The sequence below is a fragment of the Microbacterium sp. MEJ108Y genome (assembly GCF_000834175.1).
Lineage (GTDB): Bacteria > Actinomycetota > Actinomycetes > Actinomycetales > Microbacteriaceae > Microbacterium > Microbacterium forte.
Map to the genome: position 1 here is coordinate 1 of NZ_JXQX01000018.1, position 14,800 is coordinate 14,800.

The window sequence follows — 14,800 nt, forward strand, 5'->3', positions numbered from 1 at the left end:
GCGACCACCGACTTCGTCGGCGTGCAGACGTCGCCGATCACCGTGCTGCACATGCGCGACCATCCGTCGATCCACGACGACGCTCCGACCGACCGGCCCACCGCGCCCCGGACCGCATCCGCGGATGCGGATGCGGATGGGGCGGGGGATCCGGACGTGGATGCCGGTCCTGGGGCGTCCGTCCTGGACGGAGAATCGGCGCCGCCCGACGACGACGCGGACGACTCCCCGCGCTCCGACGACTTCCGGACGGATGCCGACACGCACGCGTCAGACGCTCACGAGACCGATGCGGCCGACGCCGCGCATGACACGGCCACCGACACGGCATCCGATGACAGCGCACCTGAGCACACCGACGACGGGGAGGACCGCCGATGAGCGCCCTCGTCCCCCTGCTCGTCGCCCTGCCGCTGCTCGGCGCCGCGGCGACCCTGATCTTCGGCCGCAACCCGCGCCTGCAGGCGTTCGTCACGGTCGCGACGCTCGCGACCGTCTCGGTGATCGCCGCCGTCCTGCTGGTCGTCGTCGACGCGGGAGAACCGCTCGCGGTCTCGGTCGGCGGATGGCCCGTGCCGTTCGGCATCGTGCTCTACGTCGACAGGCTCGCGGCTCTCCTCGTGCTCATCTCGAGCATCGTGCTGCTCGCGGTTCTGCTCTTCTCGATCGGTCAGGGCGCGGCCGACGGCACCGACGAGACGCCGATCTCGATCTTCAACCCGTCGTACCTGATCCTCGCCGCGGGAATCTTCAACGCCTTCATCGCGGGAGACCTGTTCAACCTGTACGTCGGATTCGAGATCCTGCTCGTGGCGTCGTACGTGCTGATCACGCTGGGCAGCACCGAGTCGCGCATCCGCACCGGCGCGGTCTACATCGTCGTCTCCCTGGTCTCGTCGATCCTGTTCCTCGCCTCGATCGCGATGATCTACGGAGCGCTCGGCACCGTGAACATGGCGCAGATCGCCGAGCGCATGACCGAGCTGCCGCAGGAGACGCAGCTGGTGCTGCACCTCATGCTCGTGATCGCGTTCGGCATCAAGGCCGCGATCTTCCCCGTGTCGTTCTGGCTGCCCGACTCGTATCCGACCGCTCCGGCGCCCGTCACCGCCGTGTTCGCAGGCCTGCTGACGAAGGTCGGCGTCTACGCGCTGATCCGCACCGAGACCCAGCTGTTCGCCGAGAACAGCATCGACACCGTGCTGCTGATCATCGCCCTGGCGACCATGATCGTCGGAGTGCTCGGCGCCGTGGCGCAGGCCGAGCTCAAGCGAATCCTGTCGTTCACCCTGGTGAGTCACGTCGGATACATGATCTTCGGTCTCGCGATAGCGACCCCGGCGGCGATCGGCGCGACGGTGTACTACATCGTCCACCACATCATCGTGCAGACGACCCTGTTCCTCGCCGTCGGTCTCATCGAGCGCAGGGCGGGAAGCACCTCGATCCTCCGGGTGAAGGGCCTGCTCAAGGTCGCGCCGGTGATCGCCGTGCTCTACTTCATCCCCGCGATCAACCTGGGTGGACTCCCGCCGTTCTCCGGGTTCATCGGCAAGTTCGCACTGTTCGAGGCCGCGGCATCCGTGGGGACCCCCCTCATGATCGTGCTGATCTTCGGCGGGATCGTCACCTCGCTGCTCACCCTCTATGCGCTGATGCGCGCGTGGAACCTCGCGTTCTGGCGCGAGGAGGACGACTCGACCGAGACCGAGGGGCGCATCTCGTACCTCGGCAACGCCCCGGCCGCCGACGAGCAGCAGGAGCGTCGCCGCATCCCTCGCATCATGACGGTCGCCACCGCCGGCATGGTGGGGGTCACTGTCGCGCTCACCGTCTTCGCCGGTCCGCTCTACGCACTGTGCGATCGCATCGGAGCGGCGCTGCTCGACCCGGTCACCCTCGTGCAGCTGGAAGACGAGGTCGAAGGATGAGCCCCACCGAGACCGGCCGTCACTTCTGGCGGGACATCCGCGTGCAGCTGCCGTTCCTGGCATGGCTCGTCGTGCTCTGGATGCTGCTGTGGAGCCAGTTCACGGTGCTGTCGTTCCTCTCGGGTCTCGTCGTCGCGGTGTTCGTCACGCGCGTCTTCCGGCTGCCGACCGTCGAGCTGTCCGGGCGGATCAACATCTGGTACGCCGCGCTGTTCGTGGTGCAGTTCCTGTTCGCCGTCCTGCGTGGAGCGGTCTCGGTCACGGGGCAGGTGTTCGACTTCCGCCGTCAGCCCGGCGCGGCGATCATCGCGGTGCCGTTGAAATACGCCGACGACCTCATCATGACCCACGTCTCGGTGGTCTCGTCGCTGGTTCCCGGATCGCTGATCGTCGAGGCCGACCGCGACAGGCAGGTGCTCTACCTGCACGTGATCGGGGTTCGCAGCATGGCCGACGTCGAGAAGCAGCGCGAGGGCGTGCTGCGGTGGGAGCGACGGGTCGTGCGTGCGCTCGGGGCCCCCGCGCAGTACCGTGCCCTCAAGGCCGACGAACGCGCGGCGCGTGCCGGTGGTGCCGGTGGGCTGACCAGGGGAGGTGCCCGATGAACGTGCTGATGCTGGCGATCATGGTCGTCTTCGGGGTGGCCGCCATCCTGACGATCATCCGCATCGTTCGCGGCCCCTCGATCCTCGACCGAGCCGTGGCATCCGACGTGCTGCTCACCGAGGTCATGTGCGTGCTCGGCGCCGAGATGGCGATCAACGGTCACACCCGCAACATCCCGGTGCTGCTGATCATCGCCGCCGTGGGTGTCTTCGGTTCGATCTCGGTCGCCCGGTTCGTGGCCAGAAGGGACAACACGACCCCATGAACGTGTTCGGTCTCGCCATTCCCGACGCCGTCATCGACGTCGCCATCCTCGTGCTGATCCTGCTCGGCGCGGTTCTGTGCCTGTCGGCCGCCGTCGGTCTGCTGCGCTTCCGTGACGTGCCCTCGCGACTGCACGCCGCGACGAAGCCCCAGGTGCTCGGCCTCATCCTCATCTGCCTCGCGATCGCCCTGTCGCAGCGCACCGTCGGCGGAATCCTCATCGGGCTCGCGCTCGTCGCCCCGATCGTGTTGATGCAGTTCGCCACCGCCCCGCTGTCGGCCCATATCGTCGGCCGGCAGGCCTACCGCAACGGCACGACCGACGAGCGCAGTCTGGTCGTCGACGAGCTCGCCGAGTCGAAGCAGACTCCGCCCGGCGCCGGCTGACCAGAAGGAAGACGGATGTCAGCACCCCAGGGATGGTACGACGCGGGCACGCCGGGCCGGCAGCGCTGGTGGGACGGCGTGCAGTGGACCGCACATGAGCGCACGGCGCCGCCGACCGCGCCGTCGATGGGGTGGTACCAGGTGCCGGGGACCGCAGACATCCGCTGGTGGGACGGAGTCATCTGGACGCCGTACCGCGTGCGCAAGGGCAAGCCGCGGCCCGACGCCCTGGCGGTCGAGCCGCCGGCGGTGGGGCTGGTGCTCGGCATCGTGTTCTTCATCCTCGCGATGCTGCAGCTGTTGGCGGCGGTCATCACGCAGAGCCCCGGCAACTTCGCCCTTCCCGTGGTCCTGATGTCCATCGCCGTGATCTGGATCCTCGGCGCTGCGCACACCCGCGCCGTGCGCAGGCTCCCCGCCCCGCAGTCGGCGGCGGTCGTCGACGCCTCCGTGCAGCCGCTGCCCGGAGAGGTCGATGGACCGGATGCCGGGTGGTATCCGGTGACGGGGCAGGCCAGCCGCTGGTGGACCGGTTCCCGCTGGACCTGGTACCTCGGCACGAGATTCGGCCCGCGCCCCGGGCATGCCGGGCCGCGCGGCTATCTCACCTCGATGATCGTCGGCTGGTGTGTGGTCGGCATCGCGGTGGTCGGTCTGGTCGTCGCGGTAGCGGGAAGCATCATGGAGCAGAGTCTCGTCACCGGGTTCATGATCGTGTTCGGGATCATCTTCGCGGTGCTCTTCGGCGGTCTGGGGGCATTCGCCCTGCTGCTGACGAGGGCGCGACGCAACGCGATGCTCCTTCCGACCACACCCCCGCCGCTGCGCTGAGGCGGACTCGCCGCGCGCCGGCGCGGAGCCGCGTTCATGCTGAGTTGTGAACTACGCGGCGAAGAGAGTACGGGTCAGAGATCGTCGGCGAAGGCCTGGATCAGGCGGGCCGCCGGCTCGGAGTCGCTGATCAGCGTGCCGTGACCGTGGTCGGGGATGACCCGCAGGTCGGCGCCGGGGATCTCGTCGATGATCTCCCGGCACCAGCTCATCGGCGCGAGCGGGTCGTCTTCGCCGCGCAGCACCAGCACCGGCTGATCGATGCGAGCGAACGCCTTCTCCGGCTGGTGCACGATGGTCGCGCGGATCTTGCGGATCAGATGCGGGCCGCCTCGGAGGTACTCCCGGGCGCCACGCCAGATGACCAGCGGGCGCTCGCCGATCAGGTCGGTGAGGAGGTACCTCGCCTGCGAGGCGATGTTGCGCGCTGCCTTGTTGACGGTGGGGCCGGCGAGCACGACGCCTTCGACGAGCGACGGATGCCGGGCGGCGAGCTCGGCGGCGATCTGGCTGCCCATGGAGTGGCCGATCACGACGACGGGCCCCTCGTCGGCGTGCCGGAGATAGGCCGCGACGAGGTCGGCATGGCGCTCCATGGTGAAGGTGCGTGCGGGTTCGGGCGCTTCGCCGAAACCCGGCAGGTCGAGCGCGATGACCCTGCCGCGCAGTCGCTGCACGACATCGAGGTAGACACTGCGACCCATGCCGATGCCGTGCAGCAGCAGGAACGTGCGAGGGCCCTCGCCGAAGGTCTCCGCGATGAGCGTCGCCCCTGCATGCTCGAACTCGAGCAGGGTGACGGGGGTGCCCTTCGGGGCGAGATAGCTGGAGACCACGCACCCACGCTAACCGAGTGGGGGCCTTGCGGCTAACCGGATGCAGCGTGCGCCGTATGCCGGTGTGCGGCGAGACGCGGGTGCGCGCCATGCGAGGATGAAGGGTGTCTTCGCCCAGCCCCGATCCCGATCAGATCGAGACGGGGGGCGAGACCGCACGTCCGTCGAAGGGCTTCATCGCACGCATCGCAGACGGGTTGAGCGATCCGGTGCTGCGGGCGCTCGTCGCCGCGACCGCCGTGTCGCGCATCGGCCGCGGGGTGTTCCTCGCGGTCACGGTGCTGTTCTTCACGCAGATCATCGGTCTCTCTCCCGCGCAGGCCGCGGTGGTGCTCGCGGTGTCGAGCGGATGCGGTGTCGTCGGGTCGCTCCTCGGCGGGTGGCTCGCCGATCGGTGGAGCGCACGACGCCTCGCATTCGGCTTCGAGATGGCCGGCGGCGTGCTGCTCGCCGCCTATGCGTTCGTCGGAGATTTCGTGTCGGCGCTTCTGCTCGCCAGCCTCTCGGGCTTCTTCGACTCGCTCGGATACTCGGCGCGGTCGGCCATCATCGCGCGAGGATTCGCCCCCGACAGGCGCGTGCATGCCCGCGCCGTGCTGCGCACGGTCACGAACCTCGCGATCGCCGCGGGCTCGGGCTTCGGCGCGATCGCTCTGGCGCTGGGCACACCCGAGGCCTATCGGGTCGTGATCGCCGGTGCGGGTGCCGTCTGCGCACTCGGGTCGCTCTCGCTCCTCCGGCTGACGTCGGCGGTCGACGCCCCCGCACGCCGTCGTGTCGCGACTCAGCTCACCGAGACGGGATCCATCGACACGCAGGCGACGGCTGCGGCATCCGCTGAGCGCAGGGAGTGGAACCGTCGCTCGCCGTGGCGCGACCCGCGGTACCTGCTGCTGAGCGGGCTCTCGGCGATCTTCGGCATGCAGTTCGGAGTGGCGGAACTCGGGGTGCCCCTGTGGATCAGCGAATACACGAAGGCGCCGGACGCCACGTTCGCCGTGCTCCTGATCGTCAACACGGCGCTGGTCGTGCTGTTCCAGGTGCGTGCCTCGCGCGGCACGCATGACATCCGGGTCGCGGGACGCGTGACCATGATCGCGGGGTGGCTCATGGTCGCCGCCTGCCTGATCTACGCGCTCGCCGCCGGTCTTCCGACGTGGGCGGCGATCGTCATCCTCGTCGTCGGAATGATCACGCACACGTTCGCCGAGATCCTGTCGCAGGCCGGAGCCTGGGGGCTCAGCTTCGAGCTCGCCGATCCGGTGCGGGCGGGTGCCTATCAAGGCGTGTTCGGAATGGGCTTCTCGCTCGGAGCCCTCGCGTCGCCGATCGTCGTGAATGCCACGGCGATCACCTTCGGCTTCGCAGGCTGGGCGATGCTGGCGGCGATCTTCCTCGCCGCCGCGGTCGGCATCTGGGCGATCGCACGCCGCGCGGCCGCATCCGCCGAGCCCGCATCCGCCTGAGGCGCGGGCCCGCATCCGCCTGAGGCGCGGGCCGAGGAGCGCTACCCGGCGGGGGTCAGCACCAGGGTGTTCTGCGTCGCCGCATCGACCGCCTTCTCGGAGAACGCCCACGGCTTCTGCGCGCCGGCCGCCCAGTCTGCGGTCTGATCGACGTAGTGCTCATCGAACGCATGACCGGATGCCCCGGTGAGGTGGATCCAGGTCGAGGCGTCGAGGTCGGAGAGGTCGACCACCATCCGCATCGACGGCACAGTGGTCGTGGCGTAGGAGGTGCCGAGATCCCACCCGGTCGCGTTGACCACCGATGCGCCGCCGCTTACCGCATACGGGCCGCGGTTGAAGAGCATCTCGATCGGCGCGATGCCCGACGAGCCCAGAGTGTCGCTCGTGAGGGTGATCGCGTGCAGGTCGCCCCACCGCCACCCGGTGACGGCGTCGCCCTGCAGGGTGGAGAGCTCGTCGTATGCTTCTTCGGCAGACAGCGCCAGCATCTCGTCCATGCTCGTGACGTCGATGGTCGGATTCGTCCAGAGCGGGTCGGAGGGATCGTCGAGCAGATCCGCGACGACCGTGAAGAGGCGGCCCTGGCCGTCGATCGGCAGCGGCTGGTCGCGTTCGGCGAACAGGTTCTGCACGAGGTTCGACCAGAGCACGTTCGCGTAGGCGGCCGCTGCCGACCCCGGGTCGTTCTGCGCATCCCACGAGCGCAGCAGGGCCACGGCATCCTCGGTGCCTGCGCCCTTCACTTCGACATCGTCCATCGCGGATGCCAGACGTTTGCCGATCCACATCTCGCTGTCCATCTGGATCTCGCGCATGTCCTGCGCCGTGAGCGGTGCGGCTGCCACGCGTCGTTCGATCAGGTGCGCGATGCGATCCGCGCGGTAGCCGTAGTCCCAGTCCCGCGAGAGGAAGTAGGGGTAGTCGTCGGTGACGATCGCGTTGTTCGCGGTCACGATGTAGCCGGATGCCGGGTTGTACGACACCGGCAGCTCGTCGAAGGGGATGAACCCCGTCCAGTCGTAGCTGCTGTCCCACCCGGGCTGCGGCATCCATCCGTCGCCGGCTCCTCGCACGGGCAGGCGTCCTGGAGTCTGATAGCCGATGTTGCCCTCGACGTCGGCGTAGATGAGGTTCTGCGCCGGCACATCGAACAGGGCGGCCGCCGAGCGGAACTCCTCGAAGTCCTGGGCGGTCGACAGCGCGAAGATCGCCGTGGCGGCCGTGCCGGGGTCGAGCGCCGTCCAGCGCAGACTGACCGCATACTCGGAGGCCTCGCCGGTGGGCGCGGTGCCCGTCGCGCCTCCGGCCGTGAGTCCAGGCTCCGGGTCGTCGGCGATCGCCGTGAAGTCATCGGTGAGCCCCGAGATGATGGGGCCGTGCGCGGTCGATCGGATCGTCAGGTCGATGTCGTCGCCGCCCGCGACCTTGATCGTCTCGGTGGTCTCCTCGATCGGCACCAGCGCTCCGTCGCGCCAGTACTGGTCGCCCTCGATGCGCTCGATGTAGAGGTCGGTGACATCGGTGGTCAGATTGGTGAAGCCCCACGCGATCTGCTGGTTGTGGCCGATCACGATGCCGGGGAGTCCGGAGAACGAGAAGCCCCCCACGTCGAACGGGCATTCGTCTGTGACCTCGCTGCAGCGCAGCTGCACCTGGTACCAGACCGATGGCAGCGATGCGCCCAGGTGCGGGTCGTTGGCGAGCAGCGGCATGCCGGTCTCGGTCAGGTCTCCCGACACCACCCAGGAGTTCGAGCCGATGCCCTCGCCGACATCGCCGACGAGCAGGCTCGCGGCCTCGATCACGTCGGAGGCCTCCTGCCACTCGATCGTCGTCGCGGCCTGCTGCATCTCATCGTCGTTCGCGTCGGTCGTGAACGCGGCGGGCTCGGCGCCGGTCTCAAGAGTGGGCACCGTGGAGATCTCGGGCACGATCACCGGGTGCTCGTCGAACGGATACGCGGGGTACAGCTCATCGAGCGTCGCGGTGATGTCGGTCGCGTCGGAGCCGTCGGTACCGTCTGAGCTGTCTGAGAGCTGCGCGGTCAGCAGCGCACGCTCGGCCTCATCCTCGATGTTGCCGCGGAGATCCCAGGCCATGGCCTTCAACCAGGCGACCGAATCGGCGGGCTCCCAGGGCTCGGGCTCGTACTCCGGATTCTGCATTCCGAGCACGGCATATTCGAGCGACAGCTCGGCACCCGAGCGTGACGAGAGATAGGCGTTGACCCCGTCGGCGTAAGCCTCGTAGTACCCGCGCGTCACGTCGTCCATCGCCTCGACCTCGGCCTCTGCGACCTTGCGCCAGCCGAGGGTGCGCAGGAAGGCATCCGTTCCGGCCTGCGACTCGCCGAACATCTCAGCCACGCGACCGGCCGTCACGTGACGTCGGAAATCCATCTCGAAGAAGCGGTCCTGCGCGTGCACGAACCCCTCTGCATAGAACAGATCGTGGGATGAGTCGGCCGTGATGGTCGGGATGCCGCGGTCGTCGCGCTGCACCGTCACCTCGGACTGCAGACCCTCGAGCGGCAGGGTGCCCGCGGTCTGCGGGAAGGACCGCTGGATGGTCCAGGTCACGAAGAAGGCGACGGCGACGGCGACGACGATGATCGCCGCCACGACGAGGAAGGCGATGCGGCCGATGCGCCCACCCAGTGACGGGCGTGAGGGCACGGCGATCTCAGGCGAATCGGTTGTCATCATCGAGAACTCTTTCGGGTGGCATTGCGGGACTCAGTCCCAGAGAGTCCCAGAGGGCGTCTCACCGACGCACTCTGGGAATACTACCCACAACGACGACGCGTGGCGGGGGAACTTCTCGCCCCGCCACGCGGCGTCAGCCGATGAGGCTCGGCTGCAGATCGCGCAGCGTGCGCCGGTGCGTCATGCGCGTCACCCCGATGGCGGCGAGCAGCAGAGCGCCGACCAGCCAGATCCCCAGCACCACCAGATCCCATCCGGCTCTGCCGAGATTGCCCCCGTACATGAGCTGTCGCATGGCATCGACGACGTAGCCGAGCGGCAGCACGTGGTGCAGCGCGGCCAGCGGAGCGGGCAGCGTCTGCCAGGGGAAGGTGCCGCCGGCGGTGACGAGCTGCAGCACCATGAGCACGAGACCCAGGAACTGGCCGACCGAGCCCAGCCAGACGTTCAGCGTGAGGATGATCGCCGCGAACGTCGCTGACGCGAAGATCATCACGCCCAGAGTGCCGATGGGGTTGTTGAACGTGAAGCCCAGGGTGATCGCGAGGATGCCCATGAGCCCGACCATCTGCACCGCGCCCAGCATCGCCGGAGTCAGCCACCCGGCCAGAGTCACCCGGATGGGGGAGTGCAGCGCCGTCACGGCGCGACGGGAGATCGGCTTGACGATGAGGAACAGCGCGTAGATGCCGATCCAGGCCGACAGTGCGGCGAAGAACGGTGCGAGGCCCGCGCCGTAGTCCTCGGCCGACGCCACCTTGTCGCTCGAGACCTTGACGGGATCCGCGATCGTGTCGGCCTGCAGCGCGCGCAGGTCGGGAGTCGACGCGGGGATCTGCTCCACCCCGTCGGACAGTCCGTCGCGCAGCTCGGCCGTGCCGGACGCGAGGGTGCCGAGTCCGTCGCGCAGCTGGGCCGCGCCGTCCCTCGCCGCCGCCGCGCCCGTGGCGGCGGTCTGCGCGCCGCCGGCGAGGGTCTGGGCGCCACTGGCGAGCGTCTGCGTGCCGCTGGCGAGCTGCGAGGCACCGGATGCCACCGACTCGGCTCCGGCGGCGAGCTGGTCGACCTTGTCGACCGCGTTCTGCACGGTGGCGTTGCCCTCTTCGAGGCGGGTGCCGAGCGGATCGAGGGTGGACAGCACCCGATCGATCTCCTCCTGCGTCAGGCCCTGATCTGTGAGCACCGTCGCGATGTCCTGGCGTGCCTGGGGCAGGGCATCCGTCGCCTGCTGCACGGCAGACCCGGCGCGGTCTGCGACGTCGGCCAGTTGCCGGTTGCCGTCGCTGACCTGCTGAGCACCCGAGGCGAGAGTCGCCGCTCCGCCGGCGAGCTGAGACGCGCCACCCGCGAGCTCAGACGCGCCACCCGCGAGCTGAGACGTGCCGTCGGCGAGCTGAGACGTGCCGTCGGCGAGTGTGGCGCTGCCGGTCGCCGCGGTGTTGGCACCGTCGGTGAGCTGGCTCGCCCCGTCGGCGGCGGTGACGAGGTTGTCTCGCACGTCGCTGAGTCCGGTGAGCAGGCGCTCTGCCGCCTCGCTGCCGACCATCTCGGCCACCGAGCTGCGGATCTTCTCGACCGCCTGAGTGCCCATGCTCGACGCGAGGTAGTTGTTCGCGTCGTTGGTCTCGAGTTCGATGCGCGCCTGGTGCGGGTCGTCGCCCGCGGCCGAGGTCAACGCCGAAGAGAAATCGTCAGGGATCGTCACGGTGAAGTCGACCGTGCCCTCGCGCAACGCGTCTGCGGCCTCGTCGGCGGACATGCGCTGCCAGTCGAAGGCGTTGCCGTCGATGAGGTTCTCGGCGACGTCCTCGCCGTAGTTGACGGTCTCGCCGGTCTCGGCCTCCGTTCCCGTGGTGGGGGCAGGGGCCCCGGCATCGTCGACGACAAGTGCCACAGGCACCTCGGGGAACTTCGCATACGGGTCCTGGTTGGCCCAGAGGTACAGGCCGCCGTAGAGGATCGGCACGCACACGAGCGCGATCAGGGCGATGATGCCCATCTTGCTCGCGGTGAGCCGCCGCAGCTCGGCGGCGATCATGGCGGGAACCTTCATCGCTCGCCTCCGTTCTCTTCTGTGTCTGGGTCTGGGTCTGTGTCTGGGTCTGTGTTTGTGTCTGCGTCGGGCCTTTCGCGGTGTTCGGCGTCGGCGTTCTCGCTCACCGAGCCGGGGTCGGCACCCGCGGGAGAATCCTCCTCGGCATATTCGTCATCGAAAGGCGGCACCGCGGGCAGGCCGTCTGGGCTCTCCGGCCCCGCGTCGATGGTCGAGTGCTCACCGGATGCGGATGCGGATGCGGACTCGGACGCGGATGCCGCGTCGCCCGGGCGGTCGAGCACGAGGGGCTGGATCGGACCGGAGGCGTTGATCGCCTCGAGTTCGTGCATCCGTTCGAGGGCGACCGCAGCGGATCCGCCGATGACGACGAGCATGGCGTAGCCGCGGTCGGCGAACTCCGACGCGATGCGCCACCAGCCGTCCGGGCTGCCGCCGTGACGGTCGGGCGCGACGAGCACGATGCCTTCGGTGCCCTCGCGGAGGATCGCGAGTTCGCACAGGATGCGCACCCGCGCGGCCGGGTCGACGTTGCCGATCGGCACACCGGCGAGCTCGCCGAATCCGAGCTGATTCAGCCACCGACGAGCGTGCAGCGGGGTCGCGCCGACCCCGGCGAACATGAGCTCTTCGCCCACCACGCCGGCGAGGGTGATGTCGGGATGCGGGTCGCTGACGTCGGGGGCGTCGACCAACGCGATCGTGCGGCGCAGCGCCTTGTTGTTCGAGTCGCCGTCGATCGTCACGCGTCCGGTGTCGGGCCGCATCCGTCCGCTGGCGATCAGGCCGAGAACGGTCGGTCGCTGCTCGGTCTCGGCGAGGGCGAAGCGCACCGCACCGCTGTGGAACTCGAGGCTCGTCGTCGGCAGCGACTGCCCGCCGCGCCCTTTGCTCACCTCGTGCAGAGTGACTCTCACGCGCTGACCTCCTGCGATTCGACGATGTCCGGGTGTGCTGCCAGCAGTTCGTCGGCCTCGCGCCACGAGAGCCCGGCGATGCTGAGCAGCGTGCGCACGGCGAGCCCGGCCGCGCCGGCGCTGTGGGCATCCGTGCGCGAGACGACCGTGCGCGCGACCTCTTCGATGAGACGGGCGAGGGTCGGGGCGGGGAGGTCGGTGCGGAAGCTGCCGTCTTCCTGCCCGCGCCGTGCGAGGGCGGCGACGGTGCGGCGCAGAGGGGCGAGAGCGTCGGCGGTGTGCTGCACGTGGGCTTCGTCGAGCGCGAGCGCCGCGGCGACCTGCACGTGCGCGGCCTCCTGCCAGAGTCGTGCGGCGAGGCGGGCGAGCGCGATGCGCGAGTCGGTGTCGGTGACGGACTCGGCGATCGCGTTGAAGCGCTGCGCTCCGACCGAGATCAGCTCGCGGATCAGGGCCTCTCGGTCGTCGAAGTGGCCGTAGAGGGTGCGGCGCGACAGACCGGCGCTGCGGGCGATGACGTCGATCGATGCGCGCGGGTCGGTCGCGAGGGTCGCTCGGGCCGCATCGAGGATTCCGGCGCGATTCTCGACGGAGTCACGGCGGGGAGCACGGGTGGTCATGCGGCCATTCTACGTATAGTGCACAGCAGTGTGCAAGATAACTCGAAGGACTCACAGGGTCTGAACAGTGGGCGTTCACAACTCAGCACGGATCGCCGCTCAGAGCCTCTACCAGCACGATCCAGCGTCCTAGCCCGACGCTCATGCTGAATTGTGAACGCCGAACCGCCGAGCACACGCAAAAGGGGGCGGATGCCGCAGCATCCGCCCCCTCTGAAACCGTCAGATCAGTCGAGTCCGGAGTCGAACGCCGCACCCTCGGATGCGTTGTCGACCGCATCGGCGAGGTTCTCGTCGACCTCCTCGACGGAACCCGTGATCTCGCCCGATTCGCCGGCCGTGACGCGTCCGACGAGCTCGCCGGTCGCGCCGCCGATGAGGCCGAGGCCCGCATACTGCTCGAGGCGCGAGCGCGAGTCGGCGATGTCGAGGTTGCGCATCGTGAGCTGTCCGATGCGGTCGACCGGGCCGAACGCGGCGTCGCCGACGCGCTCCATCGAGAGCTTCTCGGGGCCGTACGACAGGTTGGGCGACGTGGTGTCGAGGATCGTCCAGTCGTCTCCGCGGCGCAGGCGGATCGTGACGGTGCCCGAGATCGTGAGGCCGACCCAGCGCTGGATCGACTCGCGGAGCATGAGCGACTGCGGCTCGAGCCAGCGTCCCTCGTACATGAGACGACCGAGACGGCGACCCTGCTCGTGGTAGGTCGCGAGGGTGTCTTCGTTCAGGATGCCGTTGACGAGGCGCTCGTAGGCGATGAAGAGCAGCGCCATGGCCGGAGCCTCGTAGATGCCGCGCGACTTCGCCTCGATGATGCGGTTCTCGATCTGGTCGCTCATGCCGAGGCCGTGGCGCCCGCCGATCGTGTTGGCCTCCATCACGAGGGCCACCGGGTCGGTGTACTCGACGCCGTTGATGGCGACCGGGCGTCCGGCCTCGAACGTGACGGAGACGTCTTCGGTCTCGATCGCGACGGAAGGGTCCCAGAACTTCACACCCATGATCGGGTCGACCGTCTCGAGCGAGACGTCCAGGTGCTCGAGGGTCTTGGCCTCGTGCGTGGCACCCCAGATGTTGGCGTCGGTCGAGTACGCCTTCTCGACAGAGTCGCGGTAGGGGAAGTCATGGGCGACGAGCCATTCGCTCATCTCCTTGCGGCCGCCGAGCTCGGTGACGAAGTCGGCGTCGAGCCAGGGCTTGTACACGCGCAGGCGCGGGTTGGCCAGCAGGCCGTAGCGGTAGAACCTCTCGATGTCGTTGCCCTTGTAGGTCGAGCCGTCGCCCCAGATGTCGACGCCGTCTTCCTTCATTGCGCGCACGAGCAGCGTGCCGGTGACGGCGCGGCCGAGGGGCGTCGTGTTGAAGTAGGTGCGTCCGCCCGAGCGGATGTGGAAGGCGCCGCACGACAGTGCGACGAGACCCTCTTCGACCAGGGCGGTCTTGCAGTCGACCAGACGCGAGGCCTCGGCGCCGTATTCGAGAGCGCGACCGGGGATCGACTCGATGTCGTCTTCGTCGTACTGCCCGAGGTCGCCGGTGTACGTGTAGGGGACGGCACCCTTGTCGCGCATCCAGGCGACGGCGACGGAGGTGTCGAGTCCTCCGGAGAAGGCGATGCCGACGCGCTCGCCGACGGGAAGTGACTGGAGGACCTTGGACATGCTTCCCAGTCTATCGGCGGCGTGTCGGCTGTTTCGGACGGGAAGGAGAGTCAGCGCGCGACGGCGGCGTCGAGCGTCTCGGGTTCGGCGGCGAGCCGTTCGAGTTCGCCTCGCTGGTGAGCCGCATACCGACCGCCCCAGTCGGTGAGCGCGTCGACGAGGGGCATCGACCCCCGACCGAGGTCGCTCAGCCGGTATTCGACCTTGGGTGGCACCTGGCGGTACACCGTGCGGATGAGCAGCCCGTCGTCTTCGAGCTCACGCAGCTGACGGGTGAGCACGCGAGCGGTCGGCTCGTCGAGCAACCTGCTGAGCTCGCCGAATCGCAGCACCTCATGCTCGCCGAGCAGGCTCAGGATGCTGGGCTTCCAGGCCCCGCCGAGCACCGCGATCGAGACCTCCGCGTCGCACGCGTCGCCCCACTCGCGGACGATGCGCTCCGTCTTCTCCCTCATGGGATCCGCCTTCCGTTCGCGCCATGGTATCCAAGCGGTCACTATGTACCCTGAATGACCGTACT

Annotated in this window: 13 protein-coding genes and 1 pseudogene; 7 read left to right on the top strand and 7 right to left on the bottom strand. The window is 68.8% G+C overall.

Annotation, left to right across the window (positions count from 1 at the left end; all coding sequences use genetic code 11):
* The 6 genes and pseudogenes from RU09_RS18920 to RU09_RS10510 form a co-directional block, all read left to right on the top strand.
* Positions 1-381, top strand: a pseudogene (locus RU09_RS18920) (hypothetical protein); the annotation flags it as partial.
* A complete protein-coding gene (locus RU09_RS10490; protein WP_042540340.1) occupies positions 378-1,931 on the top strand; it encodes a Na+/H+ antiporter subunit D in 1,554 nt (517 codons plus the stop codon). The pseudogene RU09_RS18920 and the gene RU09_RS10490, both read left to right, overlap by 4 nt.
* Entirely contained in the window at positions 1,928-2,536 is a 609-nt protein-coding gene (locus RU09_RS10495; protein ID WP_042540342.1) for a Na+/H+ antiporter subunit E, read from the top strand. Before RU09_RS10490 ends, RU09_RS10495 begins: the two co-directional genes overlap by 4 nt.
* The gene (locus RU09_RS10500) at positions 2,533-2,802 is read left to right on the top strand and encodes a monovalent cation/H+ antiporter complex subunit F (RefSeq protein ID WP_042540345.1); all 270 of its coding nucleotides are present in this window, start codon (positions 2,533-2,535) and stop codon (positions 2,800-2,802) included. The genes RU09_RS10495 and RU09_RS10500 overlap by 4 nt, the downstream gene beginning before the upstream one ends.
* Positions 2,799-3,188 (top strand): monovalent cation/H(+) antiporter subunit G, encoded by a 390-nt coding sequence (gene mnhG, locus RU09_RS10505; protein ID WP_042540347.1) that lies wholly within the window; start codon positions 2,799-2,801, stop codon positions 3,186-3,188. Before RU09_RS10500 ends, mnhG begins: the two co-directional genes overlap by 4 nt.
* A gap of 15 nt (positions 3,189-3,203) precedes the next feature.
* Positions 3,204-4,019 carry a DUF2510 domain-containing protein gene (locus tag RU09_RS10510; RefSeq protein ID WP_042540349.1) on the top strand — a complete coding sequence of 272 codons (816 nt, stop codon included), beginning with the start codon at positions 3,204-3,206 and terminating at the stop codon, positions 4,017-4,019.
* 74 nt (positions 4,020-4,093) lie between these two features.
* Here the strand turns inward: RU09_RS10510 and RU09_RS10515 are convergent, their stop codons facing one another.
* Positions 4,094-4,855: an alpha/beta fold hydrolase gene (locus RU09_RS10515; RefSeq protein ID WP_042540351.1), complete on the bottom strand. Its 762-nt coding sequence runs from the start codon at positions 4,853-4,855 to the stop codon at positions 4,094-4,096.
* A 104-nt stretch (positions 4,856-4,959) separates the two neighbouring features.
* On the opposite strand from RU09_RS10515, the gene RU09_RS10520 reads away from it, so the two are divergent.
* Entirely contained in the window at positions 4,960-6,321 is a 1,362-nt protein-coding gene (locus tag RU09_RS10520; RefSeq protein WP_231567511.1) for an MFS transporter, read from the top strand.
* 41 nt (positions 6,322-6,362) lie between these two features.
* Here RU09_RS10520 and RU09_RS10525 read toward each other — a convergent pair whose 3' ends face one another.
* From RU09_RS10525 to RU09_RS10550, 6 genes are all read right to left on the bottom strand, one after another.
* Complete coding sequence (locus tag RU09_RS10525; RefSeq protein ID WP_082041095.1) at positions 6,363-9,026, bottom strand: penicillin acylase family protein; 2,664 nt, start codon at positions 9,024-9,026, stop codon at positions 6,363-6,365.
* Positions 9,027-9,162: 136 nt separating this feature from the next.
* Complete coding sequence (locus tag RU09_RS10530) at positions 9,163-11,082, bottom strand: YhgE/Pip domain-containing protein (protein WP_042540353.1); 1,920 nt, start codon at positions 11,080-11,082, stop codon at positions 9,163-9,165.
* Positions 11,079-11,978 carry a hypothetical protein gene (locus tag RU09_RS18715; RefSeq protein ID WP_197066005.1) on the bottom strand — a complete coding sequence of 300 codons (900 nt, stop codon included), beginning with the start codon at positions 11,976-11,978 and terminating at the stop codon, positions 11,079-11,081. Before RU09_RS18715 ends, RU09_RS10530 begins: the two co-directional genes overlap by 4 nt.
* Before the next feature lie 17 nt (positions 11,979-11,995).
* The gene (locus tag RU09_RS10540; protein WP_042540355.1) at positions 11,996-12,619 is read right to left on the bottom strand and encodes a TetR/AcrR family transcriptional regulator; all 624 of its coding nucleotides are present in this window, start codon (positions 12,617-12,619) and stop codon (positions 11,996-11,998) included.
* Positions 12,620-12,846: 227 nt separating this feature from the next.
* A complete protein-coding gene (gene argG / locus RU09_RS10545) occupies positions 12,847-14,280 on the bottom strand; it encodes an argininosuccinate synthase (RefSeq protein WP_042540357.1) in 1,434 nt (477 codons plus the stop codon).
* 50 nt (positions 14,281-14,330) lie between these two features.
* Complete coding sequence (locus RU09_RS10550) at positions 14,331-14,735, bottom strand: winged helix-turn-helix transcriptional regulator (protein WP_042540359.1); 405 nt, start codon at positions 14,733-14,735, stop codon at positions 14,331-14,333.
* Positions 14,736-14,800 lie beyond the last annotated feature (65 nt).

Coding starts and splice junctions, on each gene's coding strand:
- RU09_RS10490 (WP_042540340.1), top strand. CDS start 378: ATGAGCGCCCTCGTCCCCCTGCTCGTCGCCCTGCCGCTGCTCGGCGCC.
- RU09_RS10495 (WP_042540342.1), top strand. CDS start 1,928: ATGAGCCCCACCGAGACCGGCCGTCACTTCTGGCGGGACATCCGCGTG.
- RU09_RS10500 (WP_042540345.1), top strand. CDS start 2,533: ATGAACGTGCTGATGCTGGCGATCATGGTCGTCTTCGGGGTGGCCGCC.
- mnhG (WP_042540347.1), top strand. CDS start 2,799: ATGAACGTGTTCGGTCTCGCCATTCCCGACGCCGTCATCGACGTCGCC.
- RU09_RS10510 (WP_042540349.1), top strand. CDS start 3,204: ATGTCAGCACCCCAGGGATGGTACGACGCGGGCACGCCGGGCCGGCAG.
- RU09_RS10525 (WP_082041095.1), bottom strand. CDS start 9,026: ATGACAACCGATTCGCCTGAGATCGCCGTGCCCTCACGCCCGTCACTG.
- RU09_RS10530 (WP_042540353.1), bottom strand. CDS start 11,082: ATGAAGGTTCCCGCCATGATCGCCGCCGAGCTGCGGCGGCTCACCGCG.
- RU09_RS10540 (WP_042540355.1), bottom strand. CDS start 12,619: ATGACCACCCGTGCTCCCCGCCGTGACTCCGTCGAGAATCGCGCCGGA.
- argG (WP_042540357.1), bottom strand. CDS start 14,280: ATGTCCAAGGTCCTCCAGTCACTTCCCGTCGGCGAGCGCGTCGGCATC.
- RU09_RS10550 (WP_042540359.1), bottom strand. CDS start 14,735: ATGAGGGAGAAGACGGAGCGCATCGTCCGCGAGTGGGGCGACGCGTGC.